A 24,470-nucleotide genomic window follows, 5' to 3' on the forward strand; every position below is an offset into this window, starting at 1 on the left:
GCCTTGTGATTACAATCACAAGGAATGAGACATCATTTTGAATAATAAAAAAAGAGCCGGCATTTTTTCGCCGACCCTACTGTTTAATTGTTCCGATTAATAATGTAGTCAAGCAAATGCTTCAGAAAATCGGTTTTTCTCGACATTTCATTCAGGGCTTCGATGGCGTTACAATAATGATCCCACATCATCTTGCTCGCACCTTCCTTACCTAGCACAGTGACAAAGGTGGAGTTATTATTCTCAACATCCTGCTGGATCGGCTTTCCTAGTGCCTCTACATCCCCTTCGGCGTCAAGCAGATCATCCTTAATCTGAAAGGCAATACCTGCATGGTAAGCGTACTTTTTGAGCAGATTCACTTCAGCTTCATTCGCCTTAGCAAGAATTGCCGGCATCACGAGAGAGGCTTCGAATCCAATCCCTGTTTTGTAGAAACAGATCATATCAAGCTCGGCAAGTGTCAGCGGCTTCCCCTTGGAATTCAGGTCCATGGCTTGCCCCATACAGATTTCCCCTGCCTTTTGGGAGGAGTATTGGATCAGAGAGAGCACCGAAGCTGGGTCGAATTGATGCAGGGAGGTTTGTTCCTCCGTCGCTTTTTGAATCAGAAACAACCCGGTTAACTCAGCAGTAGCGCTGCTGTGCACCTCATGCAGTGTAGCCCGGCCTCTGCGGGTAGCCGCATTATCCTGTGATGGAAGATCATCGAAGATCAAGGAAGCCGTATGCATATACTCCAGCGATCGAAGGAGCGGGATAAGGGACGAATATTCCAGACCATATTCATTGACTCCCATAACCCAGGCTAGCAGTGGGCGCAGACGTTTGCCTCCTCCTTCAAGACTATAGTTGGCAGCATCGATGAGCGGCTCCTTCATTGGAGAGATGCCTTCAGGCTTCGTGATCTCAAGCACACGGTTGATTTCGTTCTGAGCTGAGTTAAGCGTCTCTAGAAACTTTTCTTTCTCGGATTGATCATGCTTCATCACGTTCAGCATCTCATCTCGCAGCAATTTGTCGAAGAAGTCGACGTCTTCTGCTTTATCCACCATGTACTGAATGAGCTGGTTAAACTCAGGATGCCCGGAAGAAAAAATCTGCATGATTTCGTTGTATCTTTGTTGACCGACACGCTTCTTGCAGCGCTTCAAACCATTGATTGCCCGATCTAATATCACTTCTCTCGTCTTCGGATCAGACTTGTATACATTGTGAATCAGGTTCGAGATCACTGCCCAGTATAACTCAAAAGGGTTAACCAAATCTGTTCTATGATCCCGGTGTGTTAGATAGTACGTATAGGGCGTAACCGCGCCATCCTCCAAGTCTTCGAACATATCCGCGAAATCATCCGCCAGCTGATTGTAAATCCCATAGTAAAAGGTTCGATAATCAAAGCCTTCATCCTCAGGAGCACTGATGACGGAACGCACAATGAGCCGGGAGGAGGAGGATTTGAGAATGACAGGAAGGTACAGCTCTTCATTGGTGTAGCTTGTGTTTTCAAGGCTTTTTACACGGTCAATGTCCTGTGACTCAAAGAACACATAGGATTGTTCAAAAAAAGTATTTATCGACTCCGGGCGCTGATAATTTTTAATATACTCAAATGCTTCCTTAAGCTCAGAATGAATAAATTCAATGAGTGCTGTATTATCTCCTGACCATTCTTGAATATGTAGTGCAGGGACTTTTCCGGTAAGCAGTGCCGTTCGAATAAATTGAGCGTACCTCTCCTTCTCCTGGGTGCTTAACGTTTCGGAATCGAGCAGATCGTCAATATAAGGATAAGTCAGGCCATAGGAATATCCGAGTCTTATTGCCTCATCAATTCTCCTTGCCCGTTCTGTAGGCGGTGTATCGCCATCCATATCATCCAGGACATGCATAACAACGCCAAATATGATCTTAATCAGCTTGCGCTGAGCCTGCTCCGCATTCATCTGCTCAGGGATGTGGGAGGAGACACTGCTCAGCTTATTCATCACCCAAATGGCTGCCGGCTCCACCTTTTCCTTCTGAGCCCACCGATAAAAAGAAGCCAAGCTTACGAAATCCGGCTGTGACTTCCCCTTTTCATTACTATGCTTAGGTTCTATCAAATGACGTTTAATCATGGTAACCATCTGCTGCACTTTCAGCTCGGTATCCGGAGAATCCAGATATTTGCCCATATCCCTTAAGTAAAAATAAGATACACTGCGATCTAGATAATCATCTAATCTACCCGTTATATTCAAGTAAGATAGGTATTTGTGATAATTGCTGGCATCCATTTTCTGTTTATCCTGCGAAAAAAAAGACCATATCGAACGTCGATGAATATGTTTGTTCTTCCACACTTTGAAATCATCCTTCAGCGCAGATACATAACTCTTATCCCATACTTGCTGCTGTAGCAGTTTAAAATACGCCGTCGCCTTCTGTTCGGATTGCAGGTACCATGTCTCGGATTGATCTGTATATTGCTTAATCATTTTGTTGTCTAACCTCAGTTTCCTAATTTGTATATGTTTAATTATAGATTTCATCAATTCTCTTTGTTCCTATACGTATTACAAGCTGATGGGTTACAAATGTATTGTTCGAATCTTCATTTGGTAAGTAACTTCAGAATGAATACTATGGATATAAATTAACATCCTTCACGGAATAAGACAAAAAAAGAACCTGGCTGGTCTGCCAGGTTCTTAATACTGCGAAAAAGTTGCGAAATAAGGATCACGATTTGTTATTTGATGGAAACCGCATATTTTTCCCGAGCTGCTTTGGTCGCTTCAACCATATGCTTCAGTGATTGTACCGTTTCTTCGGCTCCTCTTGTTTTCAAACCGCAATCGGGATTGATCCAGAATAATTTAGGATCCAGCACGCGCAGAGCACGGTCAATCATAGAGGTCATTTCTTCAACCTTCGGAACACGCGGGCTGTGAATATCGTAGACTCCAAGTCCGATGCCCAGCTTGTAAGTATTATCCTCGAAGCTATGAATAAGCTCACCGTGACTGCGTGATGTCTCGATCGAAATGACATCTGCGTCCATATCTTCAATCGAATCAATCATATCATGGAATTCGCAGTAACACATATGGGTATGGATTTGGGTGGAGTCCTTCACCGTGCTTGTAGTCAAGCGGAAAGCCTTCACTGACCAAGCCAAGTATTCTGCCTGCTCTTCTTCTTTTAAAGGAAGTCCTTCACGAACTGCAGGCTCATCGACTTGAATCATTCCAATGCCCGCCAGTTCAAGCGCTTCAACCTCTTGTCTGAGTGCGTAAGCAAGCTGATAGGCGATCTGCTCTCTTGAAATGTCATCTCTCACAAATGACCAATTCATAATAGTGATCGGACCTGTCAACATCCCCTTAACAGGACGTGAAGTTTTGGATTGGGCATATTTCGTTTCTTTGACCGTCATCGGTTCTTCAAATCGAATGTCCCCAAAGATGACAGGCGGCTTCACGCAGCGAGAGCCGTAGGACTGTACCCAGCCGTTCTGAGTGAAGGCAAATCCGCCAAGCTTCTCACCGAAAAATTCAACCATGTCTGTCCGTTCAAACTCTCCGTGTACAAGCACGTCCAGTCCAATCTCTTCCTGCAGATGGATCCATGTATCGATCTGCTCCTTGATGAAGCCTTCGTATTTGCTGTCGCTCCACTCGCCCTTACGCCAGAGTCTGCGCGCTTTGCGTACCTCAGCCGACTGCGGGAAGCTGCCAATCGTGGTTGTAGGTAGCAGCGGCAAATCCCATTTATCCTGTTGAAGCAGGTGACGTTTCGAGAATGGCTGACTTCTCTCTGGATTGACGGAGCTAATGGCTGCGACCTGCTCACGAATATCGTTACGCTTGCGATCTGGTGACTGTTCCAGCGCACTTAGAGACGCATCACAATCGGCAAGCTCTGCTTGGATTGCCTCGCTTCCTTGATTGATCCCCTTGGTCAGAAGAACCAGCTCCTTCAGCTTCTCGTCGGCAAAGGCCAATGCGCCTTTCAGTTCGGGGGCAAGAGCTGTTTCGCTTGCTAGGGATACAGGTACATGAAGCAGGCTGCAGGAAGATTGAACAATGAGACGATCCTCAGATACCCATTTGCTGATATCTTGCAGCTGTGCAAGCTTGTCACGCAATGAGGCTTTCCAAATCCCGCGTCCATCGATAATACCAGCTCCAAGCACTTTGTCTTGAGGGAATCCATGTTTCTCGAGCGACCTTACATTGCCTGAATATCCATGAACCAGATCAAGTCCGATCCCTTGTACCGGCAGCTGAATGATATCCTCATAGTTCTCAACGGATTCAAAATAGGTTTGAAGCATAATTTGGAGCTTAGGCGCTGCAGCTGCAAAGGTACTGTAGATCTTTTGCAGCCGCTGGATGTCCTGTGAATCCAGCTTCGTCACAAGGATCGGTTCATCAACCTGCACCCATTCCACACCTTCATTCGACAATTCCTTAAGGATTTGACTATATAGCGGGAGCAGCTGCTCGATCCATTGATCCAGCTCTCCTTCCTTGTAGCCTTTGGACAGCTTCAGGAAGGTCAGCGGTCCAATGATGACCGGTTTACCTTCAATACCGAGTGCCTCCTTCGCCTCTTTGTAGGCAATGAGAGGTTTATTTTCTGTAAGTGCTGGAGCTGCTCCGTCCAATTCAGGAACAATATAGTGATAATTCGTATTGAACCATTTTGTCATTTCACTTGCTGTGGCCTCTTCGGTTCCGCGAGCAATCCCATAATACATGGAGAGGGGTACAGCGCCGCCATCATATGTAAAGCGCTGTGGTACGATACCGAACATTGCAGCCGTATCCAGCACTTGATCGTAGTAGCTGAAGTCACCAACAGGGATAAGATCGATTCCTTGTTCTTTTTGTTTGCTTAAATGACTTAAGCGAATCTCTCGCAATTGTTCATGAAACGCGGCTTCTTCAAGCTTGCCTGCCCAATAAGCCTCCAGTGCTTTTTTCCATTCTCTCTGTACCCCAATTCGTGGATATCCTAATATGCTGCTCTTAACCATTTCTTAACACTCCTATCTGAAAAATTGTTAAACAAAAGATATCACGGATCAAAGGTTATAGTGTAACTGTAATAAACTATATCTGGTTATAGCCTGTAGCTATAGCTAACAGCAGAGAGAAGGATAAATTGTCGAATACATGATTACGTATGACTCCACAGGAGTGGATCATTCATTCGTCAAATAAGTTGATTTAAAGTTGTCGAAAAGCCACAAAAACAAACGACAAACAAATGGAGTGGATTAGGTCGAATCATGAAATATATTGAGCAGTGCGTGGTTATATTAAGCAAGGTAAACGAACGAAGAAGAACTTAATTAAGAGGAGGCAACAAATCATGGAAAGCACTCATGAATATGTGAAGAAATTAAACGAAAATGCCGAGAAACAACGCCATAACAAAAATAATGGCAAAGGCACGCCTGGCGATAAGCTCCCATCCAAGCAGCATAGTACCAATAAGTAAACGACATTTATATATCTACATTGTTGTCGTTTTAAGATTTTCAGGAGCATGTCTGTTTGGTCAAGCCTCTGTTTCCGACAGAGATGCGACCTATAGAAAAAAGCCTGACGTGTCAGGCTTTTTCAAATCCATCATTCAATCTTGATAGTTTCATGATTGCTCCATATTGAAGATCGCATCAATTCTTTCTTTTGCACCTTCCCATGATTCCATCACAGGTACTTTGTATTGCTCCAGTGCCTTTAGATTCCATGGATGAGGGATACAGAGAACCTTCTTCCCTCGCTCTATGGCGGGCAATAGATTATGCATACCATCATCGATGAGAAGATCATATTCGATCAGAGATTTCCTTTTACACACAAACAGCTGCTGTAAAGAAATAAACGGCATATGCTTCTGAAGCCAGTTCCACTTCTCCGCTGCCGATGAAGGGTCTCCCGCCGTAACGATAATCAGATCATATGCTTCATTAAGCTTCTCCATCTCAGCTACAACATGCTCATCAAATAGCTCCAGCTCTTCGTAAATTCGCGGCCGGTTAAAGAATACATCACGCGTACTGTCTGGATGACGCAGGTGATCCGTGTTCCAGTCGATCATGTCTTCATACCGTAATGGATGTGTCGGAAAATCATTGTTGTTATGAAATATTGCTCTTCTGATGAAATGACATATCGTATCGTCCATGTCTACTGCTACTACGGGCTTCGTCATAGATCCTCCTGCTATTGGCTGAAATCTTACTTTCTAATTCATTTTATTGATACATTAGAAGAAAGTATTTGTCAAACGACAGACATGAATTATTTATTTCTGATTTGTCTCTTTATAGCTATAATCGCACCCAAATGAAGTCCTTCATGAAAAATAGTTCGGATGAGCACTTGCTCAATTGTGTGCATTCCCATCTCTGTAGGAGCAAACTCTTCTTCCATTCGATCCTTGTATGTCTCCCGAATAAAGCCTGGTTGTGCCTTCAATAGAGCGGCCAGCTCAGGCAAGGATGGGGTATCTTCTGTGAACTGGGCCGGACTGGTTCCATAACCGAACCACTCATTAAATGCACTTGATACTGCCAGTTCTTCCTTAGTAAGAACACGTATCCATAAATACTGATCTAGAATGATATGCCCCAGATTCCATCTAATATTGTTGTTGAACCCCGCAGGTATGATCTCTGCTTCTTCTGCGGTAACGTCCTGCACAAGGTGTAGCAGCTCCATTCGATATGTATTCAACTGTTCAAATAATACCTCATGTCTACTGTTCATTACGTCCCCTCCTCTTCTATTTGTATCAATATTATACAAAATTTTACTAAATCCTCTATGCAAGGTAATACTAACTTCAGTCAAATTCAATCAAATGATCGGATTCTTGCTTGCTATTTTGTTCCCCCAGAACTTCAAATAAGGTAAACTAAGATATTAAGAAATTAGATGTTTTCTTATACAGAGAAAATAATGGATAGCCGTGTAAAGGAGAGATTTTGAATGTCCGATAAAAAAGAACTAGGTACCTTGCGGCAGTCATTACCGAGCTGGGTGGAAGCCAGTATCCCCTGTTCCGTGAATGGAAAAGTTGCCTCTTATATTCCCGAGCTTTCCAAAGCTCCACACGATGCTCTCGGCATCACCATCCTTGCACCTGACGGCGAATCCGTATCTGCAGGAGATTGTTCCCAGGTGTTTACCATGCAGAGCATCTCAAAAGTGTTTACGCTCATTCTCGCACTCATGGATAATGGCGAAGATGAAGTGTTCAAACGTGTTGGCATGGAGCCCACAGGAGACAATTTCAATTCCATGCTGAAGCTTGAGCTTGTGCGTCCAGGTATTCCCTTCAATCCTTTTATCAATGCAGGTGCGATTACAGTTACTTCTCTCATTCATGGCAAAAACATGAAGGAAAAATCGCAGCGAATTTTAAACTTATTCCATAGCTTGACCGGAAAAGATGAACTTGCTTATGATATCGATGTTTTCAATTCAGAGCTGGAAAGCGGCGATCTAAATCGTTCGATTGCCTACTTTCTTAAGGGGAATCAAGTGCTGATTGGAGACGTGGATGAGGTACTGGACATTTATTTCAGGCACTGCTCCATCCTGGTTCAGTGTGCGGACTTGGCGCGAATGGGGTTAATTCTTGCCTTTGATGGCATGGATCCACTTACGGGGAATAGACTGCTGCCCAAGAGATATGTACAGATTGCGAAGACATTCATGACAACATGCGGCATGTACAATGCTTCTGGCGAATTTGCCATTGATGTTGGTTTGCCTGCAAAAAGCGGTGTATCCGGTGGGATCTTGTCACTTGTTCCTGGTCGATACGGAATCGGCGTTATTGGTCCTTCGCTGAACGATAAGGGGAACAGCCAGGCAGGAGTTCATTTGCTTGAGATCGTATCCAAGCAGATGAACTGGAGCATGTTCTAATCCGGAAAGAGAAGCTACACGCTTGGACAGCATTAACAATGTGTAGCTTCTTTCTGTTCACATTTATTTTTGTTTTTCTAACCAAATGGCGATCGTTTGACTCTCTTCAGTGCCAGCTTCACCCGATACATCATTGTAAATTCCTTTTACAGTAAACCCTGCAGCACTTACCTCTTCAATGAATGATTCTGCTGTAAAGAATTGATGCCAGATGTTATAGGTTGCTATTTTTTCCTCAGTAACCACTGTCGTTTGCTCTAATGTTACTCGATTCGGATATTTGAGATTTCTAACGATAGCTGCATAGGAATCCCGAGACCAAAAACCACCGTTCTCATGCAAACTCCAATATTGTTCTTCCTTGAACTGATCAAATTTATACTGAGAGAACACATCTAATAATAGCATTCCACCATTCTTCAAACTGTTCCAAATGTTAAAAAGCAATTTACTGCGATCTGCTGGCGCAAGAGCACCATAATCACAATATATCAATAGGGCCAAATCATACCTATTTGATTCATTTAAGTCCATATAGTTCCCGCAGCGATATTCAATGTCCAAACCTTGTTTAATTGCTTGTTCTTTGGCATAACGAATTGAGTTCTCCGAGAAGTCGATTCCTGTTACTGTATAACCCTTTTTCGCCAATCGCTCACAATAAAGACCCGGGCCACAGCCTAAATCTAAGACTTTTTGATAAGGTTTCTGGGGAGCAGCTAGTTGAATAAAATCAATAGATTTATCGATAAATTCAAAGCTTCTACTGGCTCCTTCAGCATCAGAGTTTAGATGAGCTTCTAACAATTGATCAGCAATATGGGGCTCTTGCCAAAAAGTATGATCGGTCCGTTCAAATTGTAAAGGTACATGCAGCTGGTTTAATAAACGTTTCATAAAACATCCTCCTTATAAATAGATCAACACAAAGAAACCGCAGAGCTCTACTCTGCGGTTAACCATAGTAGAGTAAATAATCAAATGGACAAACCAAATAAACACTAAAAAATGCTTATTTCTGTTTGCTTCAATTGATCTTTTACTCTTTTCCAGTCATAACAAAGTCCGTGAATTTCAAACTTCTGCTATGCCGAACTTCTTCACCGAACCTCTCAATTTTTATACTAACATGTAATATTTTTAATGCTATTTAACCGATTCTTGAAGTCTGTGAGCTGCGTGCAGTGTAGGTCCTACAAACCGGTTCAGGGGGAAACCGCCTGCAATCGCTTTGGTAATGAAGGACTTCCCTTCACGAACTGCATCTTTTACAGACAAGCCCTTCGCAATACCGGCAGTAATCGCCGCAGAAGTTGTACATCCCGCACCATGTGTATAGTTAGTTTGTACGACATCGGCTTCCTGCCATTCAAAGCTCTTGCCATCATATAGCAGATCTACTGCTCGTCCAGGTTCAATGACGCCCCGATCTTTGATGAGGACATTCTTCGCTCCATGTTCATAAATGATGGCAGCTGCCTGCTGCATCTGCTCACGAGAACGAAGGGGTCCTGTCTTCGCCAGCTGGGAAGCTTCAAATAAATTAGGCGTAACCAGATCTGCTCCAGGGATAAGATATTTCAGCATCGCCTCGGTATTTTCCGGTTGAAGCACTTCGTCAGTACCTTTGCACACCATTACAGGATCGATTACGATTCCTTTATGCTCACTACGCTTCAGTTCCGAAGCAACAAGCTCAATAATTTCAACTGAGCCCAGCATGCCAGTCTTCATAGCGTCAAATCCAATTCCGTCAAGAACAGTACGAAGCTGTGCCTCTACGATACCAAGGTCTACAGGATATACAAGGTGATCCCACGTATCAGGCTTCATCGCAACAACAGTTGTGAGAACCGTCATACCGTAGACGCCGAGCTCCTGGAAAGTCTTGAGATCCGCTTGAATGCCAGCACCTCCGCTTGTATCTGAACCAGCTATCGTTAATGTTTTTGGAATAGTCATGATGGTATTCTCCTTTACAATATACAGTTGGAATCATCCTACTGCGAATTCAAGAGCTTGTCAAACGATTTTAGAGTGTCACCTCATCAATTAAAAAAAGAAGAGGAGCAAACTTTTCCTCTTCCTTCCAATACTACGTACATAGTATTTCACCATTCTTCATTTAAAATGTATATTTACAGTGCTTGACTATTGCGATCCGTATGAACCAACGTTTTTTGCTGCCAAGCCTTGCTCTTCCAGCGAATAAACAGCAGAATGCCTCTCATCCATTCATCTGCAATAAATGCCGCCCAAATCCCATACAATCCGTAACCTAAATGAATGCCTAGTATATAAGTGAGCGGGACACTGAAGCACCAGGTCACCAGAATCGACACCAGCATGGCTGCTTTGGCATCACCTGTGGCTTGAAGGGCTCGCTCCAATATAACATTGAAATTACGGCCAGGCTCCAGCAGAAAACTGAGCAGCAACAGGGAAGCTCCCATCGCAATAATATCTGGATCTGTTGTGAACAGCCGGATCAGGGGTTCCCGAAATAAGACAAGGATAGATACGGCACCTAAGGTGATGAACTGACTTCGAATTAAATTACGGAGTACGGTGCTGTAGGTGGCTTCGTGCTTCCCAGCTCCAACCAGCTGACCAACAATGATCTGACCCCCTCTGCCCAGTGAAACGGCCAGGATCATCACAAAAAACATAATGTTCTGAGTGTAAATCTTCGTTGTCAGCGCACTTGCACCCAGCATTGAAATAAACGCTGTTGTCACAAACTGATTGGTGGAATAAGACAAGGATACCGCAGAAGAGGGAACTCCTACACGCAGCACCTTCTCCATATGATCTCTGCGCCAATGCAGCATATCCATCCATTGTATACGAACTTCCGCCGTTCTCCGAAGCAGGATTAGATTAATGATAAGGCCAGCACATTGCGCAATAATTGTGCTGATAGCTACCCCGACAATGCCCAGCTTAGGAAAGCCAAAAGGTCCAAAGATGACTAGGTAATTACCGCATATATTTATAATATTCATGAAGATCGATACAACCATCGTTTGTCGGGTTAAGCCATGGGACTGGATCATCGCTGTTGCTGCACTCAGAAGAGCCTGTATAACCAGTCCTCCTCCAGCAATCATTAAATAGCTCTGTGCCTGATCGAACAAGACCGGATCCAGATTAAACAAGCGGAGTAACGGACCACTAAACACAACTACAGCGATACTGACGACAATCCCAAAAAGAAAATTGAGCGCAAGCGAAGATCCTGCAAGTCTGCCGATCTCTGACTTTTTGCCGGCCCCCAAATACTGCGAAATCACAACAGCAGAGCCGAGTGCAACAAAATTAAACATCAGCACTGCAAACATGATAATTTGATTCGCCACGCCAACAGCGGCTACCGCATCATCAGAAACTCTGCTGAGCATGAAGGTATCGGATGTACGGAGCAGCATCTGCAGAGCCGACTCGACAAAGATCGGCCAGGTAATCGCAAACAAAGTGAGCCTGCCAGCTGGCAGGATGTTCTTATTAGATTCCATATGCTTTCTTTATTTTCTGGGTCCCAAGCTTAGCTGTTTCAAGAGCGGTTAATGCTCCATAATCTGCCTTAAACAGCTCTAGAGATAAGTAGCCCTTATAACCGGATTTGTGTAACAGAGCAGCGAGCTGTCGAGATGGAGCAATTCCGTCACCTGGGAACACTCGGTCCGCATCCTCGATATGCTCCTTCAAAGGGACTTCAGGATAATCATTCACATGTACAATGCCAATCTGATCACCCGTCCAGTCCGCAAGATCTTCTAAATTACTGCCTCCCGTATACATATGAAACGGGTCTAATAACACTTTAGCTCCGGCAACACCGCTCGCTTGTATAACATACTGTGCATCTTTAACACAATTGAGCCGCTTAGCCTTACCCCAAAATTCCAGATAAGGCTCGACTCCGATTCCCCTCGCTAACTCTGCCAGTTTTGCAAATGAAGAGGCAAAGTTATCAAGTTCCACATCACTCACGTTGCCGTAAGGTGGAGCTGCCGCAGCAGTACAGCCAAGCTCTGCAAGGATGTGCAGTTCTTTTTCCGCCAGTTCGAATCCTCGTCTCCGCTCCTCTGGATTGGTGTCTGCCCAGCTCCAGAATGCAATGGCATTCGCGAATTCAAGGCCGTGGGCATCCAGCTCGCTTCGCAGTTCGGATAAGTGTCCACCTGCTTCAAGATAGGCATCAATATCTTTAACCCACAGCTCAATCCCCTGATATCCCGCTTCAGCTGCGATTCGGATCTGTTCCCTTACACCGAGCCGATACGGCAGGAGTGTGGATGTATTCAAGCATAATTTAAAAGGCAGCAACATAATCTCCTTCTTTCCGTATGTAGTTAAGGTTTAGCTTAGGGTTATGGAGTAAACGGTATCCTTCTCTGATCGGCATGACTTTGCATCCCCAGCTCAATAACACGAATAGCCATTCTTGCCTGCTCAGCCTTAACCGTAAGTTCACTCATACCAGTGATGGCTTCATAGACGTTGCGATAATAGGAATCATAGCTGCCAGGGATGGTCTTCATCCGTCCAGTGAAATGAAGCCCATCTAACGTTGTGTTTAAAGTTCCCCACTTATCGTCCGGTTCTTCTCCCCAATGCGGTGTCCCTGGTACTCCGCCAGCTTTGAGTGCATCCTCTTGTGGATCTTCGCCATATTTGAGATAAGACCCGTTCTTGCCATACAAGCGATATCTCGGGGCTGGTTCTACCGAGAGCAAGGTTGACTTCAATCTCACCGACAGTCCGCTGTCATAATGAAGCGTAACATCAAAATAGTCGGATGCCTGAGCCCCTTCTCGCTGCACCTTCAAGTCGGCTTGAATACTGTTGGGCAATCCAAACAAAGTCAGTGCCTGATCAATCAGATGGACACCGAGATCATAGAATGTGCCCGAGCCTTCCCCTCCAGCATCCCGCCATCGTCCTGGATGTGCGAGCGGACTGTAACGGTCCCATATGAACTCCGCTTCTGTTATAGGACCGACCAGCTTCCGCTGAACTACTTCTTGCAGCGTTAGATAATCTCCATCCCATCTGCGATTATGGAATACGCTGAGCACAAGCCCTTTTTCCTGCGCGATGGAGATCAATTCATCGGCTTCCTCGGTTGTTGTCGTGAAGGGCTTCTCCACGACAACATGCTTGCCGGCCATAAGCGCATCCTTGGCAAATGAATAATGATTCGTGCTCGGTGTCGTAATGACAACCAGATCAATGTCAGGATTACGATAGAGCTCGTCGGCCTTCCGCATGACCTGAATTGATGGGTAGTCGTTCAGGCAGGAATTACCGCTTCGCTGAACAATCGCTGCAAGCTCTAGTCCTTCAACAGATGATATGACTGGAGCATGAAAGGTTTTAGCGGCAAAGCCATATCCGATAATACCAACTCGGACACTTTTATTCATATTTAAATTCACCTACTTGATATATTCGTATATGTTCTATCTCTAATGAGATCCAATGTTATATAAAATTCGATTAATCGGATACTGCGATTCAGACACTTTGACAGGAACGAGATCACGATAGACCGGATTGAAGTACTTCTTGCGGTATTGACTGGCTGTGAGACCTTTCACCGACTTAAACAGGCGGCTGAAATAATTCTCATCCGTAAACCCTACGGCAAAAGCAACCTCCTTAATACTCCCAGCTTCATACAGAAGGAGCTGACAGGCTCGATCAATACGTCTGTGAATAATGGTTTCTCTCGGTGAGCGGCCAATAAACTGTACAAAGGATCTAGTAAAATGTTCATGTGACCAGCCGACCTGATGTGACAGCTGTTCTATTGAAATAGGCTCATTCAAATGCTGATCTATATAATCCAGTGCCTTGACGATCTGACGCGGCACCCGATTGGCAAGCTTCATCATCGGCTCGTCATATAGGTATCCATCGATCTCCATCAGTAAAGACCATAGCAAGGAGCTGCCACGCGTCTGAAGTTTGCCGGGATAGGCATATGCGATATGCATAATTTGCTTCATTAATCCAATATGCAGCTCTTCACTCAGTGGAACACAGCTTGGTCCTCCAAGAGCAAAAAAGGGCAGGATCTGTTCAATTTCAGATGGATCGGCGAATCCAAAATGAATGAATAAGTGCCTCGCAGGCTGGTTCGGATCATATTCATAGGAATGCAGTTCGCCTGGTCTGGTCAGAACAAAGCTCGGCTCCTTCAGCACATAAGCGCGGTCTTCTACCCGATAGACACTATGAGTGCTGTCCGGGAAGAACAGCAGCTCATAATCATCTATCCGTCTTGGACCGAGAGCGGTACCGGGCTTCTTGACAATATCGCCGACAATATGGATACGCGGCAATTGGACCTGATGTGTGTGTTGTACCCGGTTTGACATAAGGCTCATCCTTTTCTATTACGCTTTAATCCCCAGCTTCTGCAAATTTCGGAAGCTGATCTTAAGACTTTCCATCGGATCTCTACGGCTCTGATCCTGTTCAACGACGAGCCACTGCGTTCCTACTTGCTTAGCTGTATCTGCAATAGCATGGAAATCGAGAATTCCTTCTCCAATCTCGGCAAAAAACTGCTCCTCCCCAGCTTCCATATCTTTAATGTGCAGCAGCGGACAGCGATTCTTCAATTTGCTTAAATATTGAACCGGATCTACGCCGCCCCGCTTCGCCCAGTAGGTATCCAGCTCAAGCTTCACAAGCTCAGGATCTGTTTCCCTTAAGAGGATATCTAGAGCAAGTTCGCCATCAAACTTGTTGAATTCCCAGTCATGATTATGATACAACAGCTGAACTCCTCTTCGCTTGAACTTCTCTCCGGCTTCATTCAGCTTGGCGGACTTCAGAAGCACCTCATCCATAGAAGAAAAGCGAAGTGACAAGGCAACAAATTTCTCACCATTCACTTCTTCCAAATAATCGGCGATAGCATCCGGGTCAAAGTCAAATTTATCAAATCCTGCATGACTGCCAACAACCTTAAGACCGAGATGATCCAGCAGTGATTTCTGTTCTGCTATAGTCATCCCTTCTGGAGGACGACCTAATTCAATCCCCTGATAACCAATTTCAGCAATTTGGGTTAGCGTTCCCACATAATCTTGGCTGAGTTGTTCGCGAACGGTATAGGGCTGTACTGCGATTGGAAACGTATTCATACTTGTATACATCCTCTCTGGGCTTCTTTTGTATTCATGTATTTCTGTCAATAGTTATCCTTACAATCAATCAAGGCTACATATCCAAGGTGTTATACTTCAGTCCCATTGGGATAGGTGCTGGTCTTTCTGCGGAAGATTTCAGCTTAATATGCTGTCCTTGCTCCGATGCTTCAAAGATTCCCAGCGAGATATCCAGCACATGCCGAGCGAGCTGTCCACTGGCTCGATTTTTCCGTCCTGACTGGATTGCATAGGCCATATCGGCAACACCCATACCCCGTCCTTCTTCTGCATACGGATGGGAATGTGGAATTTCCTTCGTCTGCCCGTTCGCAAATTGAATGGAAATCGTTCCGCCGAAGAAATTCGGGTCTGGGACGTACAGTATGCCTTCCGTGCCATAGATCTCCATACGAGGGGAATAGCCGAACGCTTCCTTAGCCGCAGTGAAGCTGGCCACCGCTCCGCTGTCAAAATCAAGCACAGCCGATACATTGGTCGGGGCCTCGATGGGAACCGACTGGCCAAAGGCAGGAGATTTAGGGTTCTGAATAATGACTTCCTTATGTAGTTGACGCGCAGATCCGGTTACACGGTTCACAGGACCAAGAAGTGCAATCAGAGCGGTCAAATAATAGGGCCCCATATCCATAATCGGGTCTCCACCCAGCTTCAAGAAGTTGCGGAAATTGGGATGCGTACCGCTTGTCGAGTTCCCCATAATAATGGTGGCGCTTGCAGAATAAGGGGTTCCAATCCAGCCGTCATTGATTAATTTGATACAAGTCTGAATCCCCGCACCAAGGAACGTATCAGGCGCACAGCCCACGAGCAAGTTTTTTTCCTTCGCCAGATTTAACACTTGATCGGCATCCTCCCGGTTTAGTGCAAATGGCTTCTCTGTGTACACATGCTTGCCTGCATGCAATGCCTGTAAATTGAGTGCAGCATGCGCACTGGGTGCCGTCAAATTGAGAACGATTTCAATCTCGGGGTCAGCCAGGAGCTCCTCCACGGTATATACATGAGGAATGCCGTATTCCTCGGCTCTTTTCTGGGCAAGCTCCGGTACCAAGTCCGACACTGCTTTGACCTCCACAATGCTATCAAACATGCCGGTTAAATTTTTTAAATATATAGCACTAATTACACCTGTACCTATAACGCCTACTTTAATCCTGCGCACGATCACATCATCCTTTACATATGAAATTGATTCTCTTGTGTAATTATTATTACGCATTACAGCCAGGAGCTCAATGGACTGTAACGCAAATAAACTGGATTTATTTGATGTGATCTCAGGATGAATTACAACGATTCCAGGAACAACAGGTTACGATAAATGTATGGACTGCAGCTAGGCTTGAAATTAAGGGCGATACCTCCATTTTCAATTCCGGATTCAACACGGATCAAGGCTTTCGATTTAACGAGAGCTCGAACCATTTTGTTAACGGCTTTCCCATCTCCTGCGCCTGCCGCTCTCGATAGGGCTGCTGCGAATGGACGGTTGTATGCGAGCTGCGTGTACAATGGAATGACAGCCCTTGCGATCTCGCGGTGCACCCTTGTATTAAAGTGAAATTGAACGGAACCTGGTATAATAGTCGTGCCATTGGTCAGCTCGGTGAATGAATTTTTTTGGGGAAAAGAAATAAAATATCCGATGCCATTGGAACCGAGGGGCAGCCCGATGGCCTTCCTCGAAGCCAGTCCAAGCAGTAACCCCATCTTATCCAGATCCGCTGCAATCACTGCCCGGCTCCACGCAGCTGCATATTTCGGATGCTCTGCAATCGCACGATAGAAAGGCAGCATTACTTTAGCACTGTATTGAACCCGAGATACCGGAATATGCGCTGATTTTTTAGGCGTCTTTCGCTTCATCGTCATGTCCAGAAGCCTCCTACAGGTAAGAATCATTCATAGGATCAGTGTATGACGCTGCTTAGTACATGATTGGGCAACTAATGGCATTTATCAGGTGAAAAAATACAGCTCTGCCGTAAGCAGAAGCTGTATAGGATATATATATTAACTTCTGGGGCAGGATCATTAAAGCTCAGGAGCTGGCATAGCGTCATTGTATATAAAAGGAAGGGAATTACGCATGGCATTATATAGAGGATGATCCTCTCTATGTCTCGAATTCATTATTGATTTCACTGCCATTGTGAATCCGGTGTAGATTTTATGTGGACCATTCTCATTGATGTGAAGATCACCTATGTAATATTTATAAGTTTGATAATCCTGGAGCAGCAGCTCTATGTTATCCAAAAGCAGCTTATGCTCTTCACTCCCCTTCTCGATGATGACTGAATTCGACTCAGACAGCAGCACCTCTTCAATGTAATGACTGTATAGCTGGTTCGTCACAATAAATTGGTTCGTTGACACTTTTTCCCCACCTCTGCCATTGAAATAGGGCTCTATTAATGTAAACTGCTCAACCGCGCGTGAGATATGATCGGAGATTTGACTCGCCCGAAGCGCCAGGTCTTCTCTCTTGACATTGTCCTGATTAAGCAGCACCTGCATGGCTGTCAGCTCGGACACGGGAGCATCAATCCAGTTGCTCTTCAATTCCTCCCACAGCTTTTTATTCACCGACCACAGCTCTGATTTTGCAGCTTTATATGTGCTCAGTTCATCCTCGCTGCGACCATACTGGTAGAATGAAGCAATGCTTGCCCATATGAGCAGTATAGAACATATTATGACGACCCAGATTCTCGTCTTTGAAATTTGATTTGTCATTGTATTACCTCAATTATATTAATATCCTTAGCGTAATTTCTCATAGAAAAAATGTTCGCTGCGATCCTGCTGATTCGCTATCTCTTTGATAACTCGCTTGTAAGTGGTCACGATATCCGCAGGGGCATCTGTATTGAGTTGATAGGGGGCTAGTGCCTCCGTCAGCATCGTGTAATCCGATATAAGATAGCCGACTTCTGTCCGCAATTGATCCATTAATTCCTGATCACCATCACGAAGGGCTATATCGAATTTCAGAAGCCACTTTTTCTTCAGAAATTCCATGTACTCTCTCGTCACCGAATCCATAGATGTGATCGTTACCCGGCCGTTTCTATCAAAATGGTCCTCCATCAGGGTAAACAGGAATAACGCTTGCTCCCAATGGAAATAGACGTTATTCATCCTGTCCCTGATTTCGTCAGATTTCAATTCTTCTTCATTTAGAAGCTCAGCCACTTGCTGCAATTCTTCCAACGGATACTGTATCCAGTGCTGCTTTGTCTTCTCCCAAGCTAGTTCTCTCATTTCCTGAACCGTGTCCTTGGTATAAGCCAGCTGATTGATTTCCTGCTCTGTCTTATGCTCCTCATAAGCATTAATGGGAATGGAGATCAGCGGAATAAATAGAATAAGTCCCAAACATGCGGTTAGAATTAATTTGTTCTCTTTGGATATCTTCATGTTCAACTCCATCATTCATCATTCTGTCGATAAGATAACTAATATTAGCAAAATATACTATATATTAATACTCTTTAAAAGTAATATTTTGGATAGCAAAAAAGAGACAACTTGGTTAACAACCAAGTTGTCTCTTCTGGATACTGCAGGCCAAAATTCAATTGTTTAGTTTGAAACCGTCACATCATTCAGTTCACGCTGCAGCACTTCGCCAATTCGCTTCATGCCTTCCACAATTCGTTCATTCGGCATATTGGAGTAGTTAAGACGCAGTGTATTCTTAACCCCGCCGTTCGGGAAGAATGGTGCTCCAGGTACGAATGCGACATTATTATTCAGGCATTCAACAAACAGCACGCTTGAATCAACCGTGTCCGGAAGCTCAACCCATATGAATAAACCACCCTCGGGCACACTGTGCTTGATGCTTGCAGGGAAATACTCCTTGATACAGGACAGCATCGTCTCGCATCTTTCTTTGTAAACGTCTTTGATCTTCTCCACGTGGGCATTAATGTCATTCTGCTCCATATATTTCGCGGTAAGCATCTGAGCGAAGCTGTCTGTGTGCAGATCAGCCGATTGCTTCAATGCGACATACTTATCAATGATCTCTTCACTTGCACATACCCAGCCAAGACGAAGTCCTGGTGCAAATATTTTGGAGAAGGTGCTGAGATAAATCACTCTGCCTTCGGTATCAAAGTGCTTGACCGGTGGAAGAGATTCACCCGCAAATCGAACCGCACCATACGGATTATCTTCGACAATCAGCACATTATATTTATTCGCCAGCTCCACCATTCGCTGCCTTCTATCCAGCTTCAAGGTACGACCTGTCGGATTCTGGAAGTCAGGAATCGTATAGATGAACTTGGCCTCTGGATGGGCTTGAAGAGTCTTCTCCAGCTCCTCCATGATCATGCCGTCATCATCCATAGCGACTTCTACGAACCTAGCGTCATATACTTTAAATGCATTAATGGCAGCAAGATATGTAGGACTTTCACAAATAACCGTATCGCCTTCGTTAATAAACAGCTTGCCTGTCAGGTCAATCGCCTGCTGCGAGCCAGATGTAACGAGAACCTGCTCAACCTTCGATTGAATTCCAATCGCGCTCATCCGTTCACAGATAGCTGTACGCAGAGGGGTATATCCTTCAGTTGTACTGTATTGAAGCGAAGCTTGTCCCATCTCCGTCAATACGGCATCGGCGGCTGCTCTGATCGCATCAACCGGGAACAGTTCAGGTGCAGGAAGGCCTCCTGCAAAGGAAATGACCTCGGGTCTTTCCGTTACTTTTAAAATTTCTCTTGTCTCCGACGGTTTAACATAGCCGGCTCTAGTTGAATATTTATCGTCCATTCATTTACACTCCTTTGAATTATATAATAACACGCTATGGCGAATTGTAAAAAATAATAATTGTCATTCAATTTATACAGAGAATCACTTCTTATGTATTGTATCAATAATTGCAGGAACAATTCGTTGTTATCTTCAATATGCTGCGGCGTGTTATAAACAAAAAAACTGCGGATCTCCCGCAGTTCATTACATTGATTATGTGGTGACTACCTGATCCCATTCGTCTCTGGAAGGGGGTTCTCCCTGAAGCTGCTTCAGGAGCTTCTTCATCATCACGGATGCCTTAACCCTCAGCTCTAGTGAATCCGATATTTCAACTTGATAGGCTCCCTGCTGAATAGCCAGTCTTAGTTCAGCGACGCTATGAACAGACTCGTTCATCCTATTGATCACGCTCCCATATTGAAGACATTGATGACTGTCGCTTCCAGCGACAATCGGGAGCCCGAGAAGTTCTGCAAAGGGATAAATCTTCGCCTGATACGCCGTTATGCCTTGTTTGTACAGATCCTTAGCATTAAGATCCAGGGCATCAAGCCGCTTCAGCAGGTTTACATTGATATGGTGAAGCGGGGTCGATGAGCGATATGGATGCGCTCCAATCTTAAGTACATTCCGTTCCTCTACAAGGTCAAGCAGCTGGGCAAACGGGATGAAGTTATCTTTAGACAGATAAGGCTCAAGCTGTTCCCGAATGGACAAGATCTCCTCTCTTGTGCTAATCAGAAGGATATGTCCTGTTTCTCTAATATCGACCTCCATCCCTGGAAATACACGGACCCCCTCGGCCTCGTAGTAATGCCCATTATAAGAATAAGCCTCATCAAGTGCTGCATAGATCTGTCCAAAATTGTTCGTATTAAAATGCTCGGTCAGGGCGATGCCTGAAATGTTGTTCGCCCTTGCTTCTGTCAGCATCTCCTTGAAATAGGCTAGCGAAAAATCAGATTTCTTGGATAACTTCCCATGAGTATGCAAGTCTAAGAACATTGGATTCAACTCTCCTTAGATATAACTTGAGTTAGGAACCTTTCTGTCAATTGGTTAATACAGCAGGTTCGGCAGACTCTCTCCAAACCAGAACAGCCAGCTAATATAAGCAATTGAAAATACAATAAAATAAACATCGAGGGCTCGAATCTTAAGATAGGACAGCCTCAGCTTCTTCACCTCGGGATGATTCATCCCGTAGGTAAAACCTCTGATCTCAAGTGCCTCAACGGTCGTCCTCGAACGTTTAGCCGTATTCAGCATGAGGGGATAGAAGCTGAGCACCAGAATACGTAAATAGTAAATGATGTTCCTGAAGTAGAGTACGCCAGGACGCTCCGGCGAGCGTCCTCTTAGCCGATAAGACAGCAGGATTTGATGAAACTCTGATAACAGTGTGGGTAGTATTCGATAACCGTACGATAAGCTGAACGAGAATGCTTCGGGAACGCCAAACGCAGATAGACCGTCACTTAATTTCTCTGGATCCATACTGGAAAATACAGCAATGCTCGCCAGCGAAATAACGGATAATTTGAGTGTAAGAGTGAGAAGCGGTAATAATGATTCAAGGCTGCCCCCAAACAGCATGGAGAATAGAAACATCCACCCTACCTGACCAACGAGACCCAGCGTTAAAATAATGAGAATAACGTAGCTGACCCTCGCAAGGGCCGTCATACTAACGATAAACACAAACATACCGAACAGTACGGTCGTGTTATGTATGATCCAAGGAACGATCGCAAAGAACAGATACCACAGCAGCAAGGTTCGTGGGTCTAACCTTCCAATAAAAGTCGTTGATCTGCCATAGGCAGTCCCTAACAGCTCCAGCTTAATCCGTTCTACGGAGATGCGGTCAAGCGTTTTTCGGACGATATCCATGTGCTCACCTCCCCTTCCCCCGTTAGCTCAGACCCGCTTGCAGGTGAATAAAATGCGAGAAACTCCTCAAGTGTATAGCAGATCCTTGGCAATCCTAGAGCAAGGCTAAGCTCCATGAGCTGCGTCGATACTAGACCTGCACGCTCCAGCAGTCTCCCGTCAGCGAAGATTTCTTCCTTCGTTCCATCTGCGAGTACAACTCCCTGATGCATAACGATGATTCGAGTAGCCCACTCGGAGACCAGCTGCATATCATGCGTGGCAATAATAACAGTCTCTACCTTGTCCTTCAATGAAGCTAATACGTGCTGCATCTCCTGCTTGGTCGCGATATCCAGATTAGCTGTCGGTTCATCCAGGAGCATAATAGCTGGCTCCATGGCTGCGCCAATCGCCAGGGCCGTACGGCGCTGCTGTCCACCGCTTAGCAGCCGGGCATCCTTGTCCCTAAGCTCCTCTAAACGGAAATGCTGCAGCATGCCTTCAAGCCGCTGATCTTTATCTTGTACACGATGCGCATTCAGATAGTAAGCAATTTCTTTTTCAACGGAATCTTCAATGAACATTTCCTCTGGATTTTGGTATACATAAGCCGTATGTCTAGCCATTTTCTCGGGTGTCATTGATCTTACATCATGACCATTTACCTGCAAGTAACCCGATGTCGGCTTCACAATACCCGCAATCAGCTTCAGAAGAGAGGATTTGCCTGCACCGTTATTGCCCACGATGGCGATGGACTCACCCGAATGAATGTGCAGATCAACTCCATCTAATACCGACTGCATTTTTCTAAGAATTGTTCGGTAGGACAGATGAACATCTTCAGCCAGGATCAGGGTATTTGCTGCATCTTTAATGTCCGTCTGGTGGTGGATCATTGGCTTATCCTGAGTTTTCGCCTCGATTCTCTCCTCCGCAGCAAACCAATGTATGGCTTCCTCCAGTGTTATGGGAAGAAGCTGGTCCTTAAGCGCATGCTCTTTCTGTGGATCTATGCTATGTTGACGGGCAACCCGCCAAGCTGCCTGAGTCACTTGCGGCGGGAAGATACCGAGATCCAGCAGCGTTTCCACTGAAGATAATGCCTCGCGTACAGGAAGCTTCCACTTCATTCGACCACGATCCATTAATACAACCTCATTGCAGTAATCAGCAATAAACTCTGCATGATGTTCGATGACAATAATGGTTTTTCCCAAAACCTCATTCAGATGCTGTAGAATATCATATATTTGCCGGGCATGACGCGGATCAAGCTGGGATACAGGCTCGTCGATAACCAGAACTTCAGGATCCATGGCAAGTGCACCGGCGAGGGCGAGCAAATGCTTCTGTCCACCGCTAAGTGACCAGATGAAGGCATCCTTTACACCATAAAGTCCCATCATGCGCAGCGTTCTCTCGCCGCGGGCAGCGTAATCCTTATATCCGTAATTCAGCGGTGTGAACATGACATCGTCCATGACGGTAGGCCTGACCAGCTGATTCTCAAAATCCTGATATACATAGCCTACATATCTGGATAGCTCTGCTACCCCTGCAGCTTCTGCAGCCAACCCACAGACCGTCACATCCCCGGTATATTCACCTGTATAATAGTGCGGGATCAGACCGTTAATACATTTACATAGCGTAGATTTGCCCGACCCATTGCTTCCGACAATAGCGATAAAATCACCCTTGTTCACGGTAAGCGATACCTGATCTAACACAGGGACTTCATCACCGGGATATGTAAACGAAATGTTGGATAATTGGATGATGGGCTCAGACATTTTTGGTCTCCGTTCCTGTATCCGACTTCCCAGCTTTGCTGCGCATTATAATAAGTGTAACGACCGTTATTAGAGCGGCTGCGCCAATACTGATCCATATGAGCTGCTGTTCGGACACGCCTGTAAAGATATCCTCCCATTCGGCAATGTTCCATTCTGTCTCAGAGAGAATTTCTGCTCCAACCGCTACAACGGCAAGAATTACACTGAGGATCACATATTTCGGTGATAACCATGCAGCTGTATCATATTTCATTCCTTTATGACGAGGACGTATGCCTAGAAGCGGTTCGATCTTTCCATACAGCCGGGGAACAAGATATAGGGTCGGAAGCAGAGCGAACAATATGCCTGAGAAAAACACGTCGTTTAGGAAACCAACCCCTTCGATGACGACGATACTTTCAGCAAGTCCCTCCACTGCTTCAAGCTCTTCTACACCTACCCAGACCTTAACAATGTCCACTATAGAACTAAGTAATTGATGAATCGCCACCCCCGTAATGGCTGCGATCCCTACCTGAAGCTTGTTCGTCGGATCCTTAACTAATCGACCCGCTGTGTACATTGCCAAGGAAAAAGTGATGAATTTCTCAACTTCGCCGAGGCCGCCGAATTGACCGAGCATCAGCTCACCGAAGATGATCTCCCCTACCGATGCGCCGACAGCAGCATACAGCGGATGAAACAGCATGCACAGCGTGAGTGGAATGAAGGCGAAGTACTCCACTGATAATTCGATAGGCCCGAGCTGCATGCTTGGAATCAGTTCTGTGAACATGTTGGACAAACCATACAAAGACATGGACAGTACGAATATCATCATTTTTTGAGATGAGGTCAGTGTGTACCGTGCCGACAATGTATTCATCGTTTTAATTTCCTCCTCTAATCGTGAA

22 protein-coding genes are annotated in these 24,470 nt (G+C 45.1%); 2 read left to right on the forward strand and 20 right to left on the reverse strand.

Translation table 11 applies throughout. The features are described 5' to 3' along the window. Positions 1–83: 83 nt before the first annotated feature. Both BLW49_RS22560 and metE read right to left on the reverse strand, forming a co-directional pair. The gene (locus tag BLW49_RS22560; protein WP_090727002.1) at positions 84–2,480 is read right to left on the reverse strand and encodes a polyprenyl synthetase family protein; all 2,397 of its coding nucleotides are present in this window, start codon (positions 2,478–2,480) and stop codon (positions 84–86) included. 254 nt (positions 2,481–2,734) lie between these two features. Next, positions 2,735–5,026, reverse strand: coding sequence for a 5-methyltetrahydropteroyltriglutamate--homocysteine S-methyltransferase (gene metE, locus BLW49_RS22565; protein WP_090727003.1), 2,292 nt, complete (start codon positions 5,024–5,026; stop codon positions 2,735–2,737). A gap of 338 nt (positions 5,027–5,364) precedes the next feature. Between metE and BLW49_RS22570 the strand changes: the two genes are divergently transcribed. Beyond that, a complete protein-coding gene (locus tag BLW49_RS22570) occupies positions 5,365–5,493 on the forward strand; it encodes a DUF4023 family protein (RefSeq protein ID WP_076315239.1) in 129 nt (42 codons plus the stop codon). Between the two features lie 150 nt (positions 5,494–5,643). On the opposite strand, the gene BLW49_RS22575 is transcribed toward BLW49_RS22570, so the two are convergent. Continuing rightward, a complete protein-coding gene (locus tag BLW49_RS22575; protein WP_076315238.1) occupies positions 5,644–6,210 on the reverse strand; it encodes a 5' nucleotidase, NT5C type in 567 nt (188 codons plus the stop codon). An 89-nt stretch (positions 6,211–6,299) separates the two neighbouring features. Further along, positions 6,300–6,767 carry a DinB family protein gene (locus tag BLW49_RS22580; protein WP_090727005.1) on the reverse strand — a complete coding sequence of 156 codons (468 nt, stop codon included), beginning with the start codon at positions 6,765–6,767 and terminating at the stop codon, positions 6,300–6,302. A 222-nt stretch (positions 6,768–6,989) separates the two neighbouring features. Between BLW49_RS22580 and glsA the strand changes: the two genes are divergently transcribed. Further along, the gene (glsA, locus tag BLW49_RS22585) at positions 6,990–7,934 is read left to right on the forward strand and encodes a glutaminase A (protein ID WP_090727007.1); all 945 of its coding nucleotides are present in this window, start codon (positions 6,990–6,992) and stop codon (positions 7,932–7,934) included. Positions 7,935–7,997: 63 nt separating this feature from the next. Here the strand turns inward: glsA and BLW49_RS22590 are convergent, their stop codons facing one another. The 16 genes from BLW49_RS22590 to BLW49_RS22665 form a co-directional block, all read right to left on the reverse strand. Further along, the gene (locus tag BLW49_RS22590) at positions 7,998–8,831 is read right to left on the reverse strand and encodes a class I SAM-dependent methyltransferase (protein ID WP_090727008.1); all 834 of its coding nucleotides are present in this window, start codon (positions 8,829–8,831) and stop codon (positions 7,998–8,000) included. Between the two features lie 249 nt (positions 8,832–9,080). Beyond that, positions 9,081–9,896 carry a bifunctional hydroxymethylpyrimidine kinase/phosphomethylpyrimidine kinase gene (gene thiD, locus BLW49_RS22595; protein ID WP_076315234.1) on the reverse strand — a complete coding sequence of 272 codons (816 nt, stop codon included), beginning with the start codon at positions 9,894–9,896 and terminating at the stop codon, positions 9,081–9,083. Positions 9,897–10,072: 176 nt separating this feature from the next. Beyond that, positions 10,073–11,449, reverse strand: coding sequence for an MATE family efflux transporter (locus BLW49_RS22600; RefSeq protein WP_076315233.1), 1,377 nt, complete (start codon positions 11,447–11,449; stop codon positions 10,073–10,075). After that, entirely contained in the window at positions 11,439–12,266 is an 828-nt protein-coding gene (locus tag BLW49_RS22605) for a sugar phosphate isomerase/epimerase family protein (protein ID WP_090727010.1), read from the reverse strand. Before BLW49_RS22605 ends, BLW49_RS22600 begins: the two co-directional genes overlap by 11 nt. A 41-nt stretch (positions 12,267–12,307) precedes the next feature. Then, a complete protein-coding gene (locus tag BLW49_RS22610; protein WP_090727011.1) occupies positions 12,308–13,363 on the reverse strand; it encodes an oxidoreductase in 1,056 nt (351 codons plus the stop codon). Between the two features lie 42 nt (positions 13,364–13,405). After that, positions 13,406–14,320 carry an AraC family transcriptional regulator gene (locus BLW49_RS22615; protein WP_256209905.1) on the reverse strand — a complete coding sequence of 305 codons (915 nt, stop codon included), beginning with the start codon at positions 14,318–14,320 and terminating at the stop codon, positions 13,406–13,408. Positions 14,321–14,338: 18 nt separating this feature from the next. Further along, positions 14,339–15,094 (reverse strand): sugar phosphate isomerase/epimerase family protein, encoded by a 756-nt coding sequence (locus BLW49_RS22620; RefSeq protein ID WP_177178826.1) that lies wholly within the window; start codon positions 15,092–15,094, stop codon positions 14,339–14,341. A 76-nt stretch (positions 15,095–15,170) separates the two neighbouring features. Then, complete coding sequence (locus BLW49_RS22625; protein ID WP_218145904.1) at positions 15,171–16,283, reverse strand: Gfo/Idh/MocA family protein; 1,113 nt, start codon at positions 16,281–16,283, stop codon at positions 15,171–15,173. Positions 16,284–16,408: 125 nt separating this feature from the next. Continuing rightward, on the reverse strand, positions 16,409–16,993 hold the full coding sequence (locus BLW49_RS22630) for a hypothetical protein (RefSeq protein ID WP_076315228.1): 585 nt from the start codon (positions 16,991–16,993) through the stop codon (positions 16,409–16,411). Between the two features lie 162 nt (positions 16,994–17,155). Next, entirely contained in the window at positions 17,156–17,860 is a 705-nt protein-coding gene (locus tag BLW49_RS22635; protein WP_076315227.1) for a hypothetical protein, read from the reverse strand. Positions 17,861–17,887: 27 nt separating this feature from the next. Continuing rightward, entirely contained in the window at positions 17,888–18,544 is a 657-nt protein-coding gene (locus tag BLW49_RS22640; RefSeq protein ID WP_090727015.1) for a hypothetical protein, read from the reverse strand. 165 nt (positions 18,545–18,709) lie between these two features. Further along, positions 18,710–19,912, reverse strand: coding sequence for an aminotransferase-like domain-containing protein (locus BLW49_RS22645; RefSeq protein WP_076315225.1), 1,203 nt, complete (start codon positions 19,910–19,912; stop codon positions 18,710–18,712). Between the two features lie 198 nt (positions 19,913–20,110). Next, positions 20,111–20,905 carry a PHP domain-containing protein gene (locus BLW49_RS22650; protein WP_090727016.1) on the reverse strand — a complete coding sequence of 265 codons (795 nt, stop codon included), beginning with the start codon at positions 20,903–20,905 and terminating at the stop codon, positions 20,111–20,113. A 54-nt stretch (positions 20,906–20,959) separates the two neighbouring features. Further along, positions 20,960–21,793: an energy-coupling factor transporter transmembrane component T family protein gene (locus tag BLW49_RS22655; RefSeq protein ID WP_090727018.1), complete on the reverse strand. Its 834-nt coding sequence runs from the start codon at positions 21,791–21,793 to the stop codon at positions 20,960–20,962. Continuing rightward, positions 21,754–23,571 (reverse strand): ABC transporter ATP-binding protein, encoded by a 1,818-nt coding sequence (locus BLW49_RS22660; RefSeq protein ID WP_090727020.1) that lies wholly within the window; start codon positions 23,569–23,571, stop codon positions 21,754–21,756. The genes BLW49_RS22655 and BLW49_RS22660 overlap by 40 nt, the downstream gene beginning before the upstream one ends. Next, complete coding sequence (locus tag BLW49_RS22665; protein WP_090727022.1) at positions 23,564–24,442, reverse strand: DUF8171 family membrane protein; 879 nt, start codon at positions 24,440–24,442, stop codon at positions 23,564–23,566. The genes BLW49_RS22660 and BLW49_RS22665 overlap by 8 nt, the downstream gene beginning before the upstream one ends. Between the last annotated feature and the right edge of the window lie 28 nt (positions 24,443–24,470).

This window comes from Paenibacillus sp. PDC88 (genome assembly GCF_900106725.1).
Taxonomy (GTDB): Bacteria; Bacillota; Bacilli; order Paenibacillales; family Paenibacillaceae; genus Paenibacillus; species Paenibacillus shunpengii.

Bases quoted from the DNA above. Each gene is read 5' to 3' on its own strand.
- BLW49_RS22560 (WP_090727002.1), bottom strand. From the start codon at position 2,480: ATGATTAAGCAATATACAGATCAATCCGAGACATGGTACCTGCAATCC.
- metE (WP_090727003.1), bottom strand. From the start codon at position 5,026: ATGGTTAAGAGCAGCATATTAGGATATCCACGAATTGGGGTACAGAGA.
- BLW49_RS22570 (WP_076315239.1), top strand. From the start codon at position 5,365: ATGGAAAGCACTCATGAATATGTGAAGAAATTAAACGAAAATGCCGAG.
- BLW49_RS22575 (WP_076315238.1), bottom strand. From the start codon at position 6,210: ATGACGAAGCCCGTAGTAGCAGTAGACATGGACGATACGATATGTCAT.
- BLW49_RS22580 (WP_090727005.1), bottom strand. From the start codon at position 6,767: ATGAACAGTAGACATGAGGTATTATTTGAACAGTTGAATACATATCGA.
- glsA (WP_090727007.1), top strand. From the start codon at position 6,990: ATGTCCGATAAAAAAGAACTAGGTACCTTGCGGCAGTCATTACCGAGC.
- BLW49_RS22590 (WP_090727008.1), bottom strand. From the start codon at position 8,831: ATGAAACGTTTATTAAACCAGCTGCATGTACCTTTACAATTTGAACGG.
- thiD (WP_076315234.1), bottom strand. From the start codon at position 9,896: ATGACTATTCCAAAAACATTAACGATAGCTGGTTCAGATACAAGCGGA.
- BLW49_RS22600 (WP_076315233.1), bottom strand. From the start codon at position 11,449: ATGGAATCTAATAAGAACATCCTGCCAGCTGGCAGGCTCACTTTGTTT.
- BLW49_RS22605 (WP_090727010.1), bottom strand. From the start codon at position 12,266: ATGTTGCTGCCTTTTAAATTATGCTTGAATACATCCACACTCCTGCCG.
- BLW49_RS22610 (WP_090727011.1), bottom strand. From the start codon at position 13,363: ATGAATAAAAGTGTCCGAGTTGGTATTATCGGATATGGCTTTGCCGCT.
- BLW49_RS22615 (WP_256209905.1), bottom strand. From the start codon at position 14,320: ATGTCAAACCGGGTACAACACACACATCAGGTCCAATTGCCGCGTATC.
- BLW49_RS22620 (WP_177178826.1), bottom strand. From the start codon at position 15,094: ATGAATACGTTTCCAATCGCAGTACAGCCCTATACCGTTCGCGAACAA.
- BLW49_RS22630 (WP_076315228.1), bottom strand. From the start codon at position 16,993: ATGACGATGAAGCGAAAGACGCCTAAAAAATCAGCGCATATTCCGGTA.
- BLW49_RS22635 (WP_076315227.1), bottom strand. From the start codon at position 17,860: ATGACAAATCAAATTTCAAAGACGAGAATCTGGGTCGTCATAATATGT.
- BLW49_RS22640 (WP_090727015.1), bottom strand. From the start codon at position 18,544: ATGAAGATATCCAAAGAGAACAAATTAATTCTAACCGCATGTTTGGGA.
- BLW49_RS22645 (WP_076315225.1), bottom strand. From the start codon at position 19,912: ATGGACGATAAATATTCAACTAGAGCCGGCTATGTTAAACCGTCGGAG.
- BLW49_RS22650 (WP_090727016.1), bottom strand. From the start codon at position 20,905: ATGTTCTTAGACTTGCATACTCATGGGAAGTTATCCAAGAAATCTGAT.
- BLW49_RS22655 (WP_090727018.1), bottom strand. From the start codon at position 21,793: ATGGATATCGTCCGAAAAACGCTTGACCGCATCTCCGTAGAACGGATT.
- BLW49_RS22660 (WP_090727020.1), bottom strand. From the start codon at position 23,571: ATGTCTGAGCCCATCATCCAATTATCCAACATTTCGTTTACATATCCC.
- BLW49_RS22665 (WP_090727022.1), bottom strand. From the start codon at position 24,442: ATGAATACATTGTCGGCACGGTACACACTGACCTCATCTCAAAAAATG.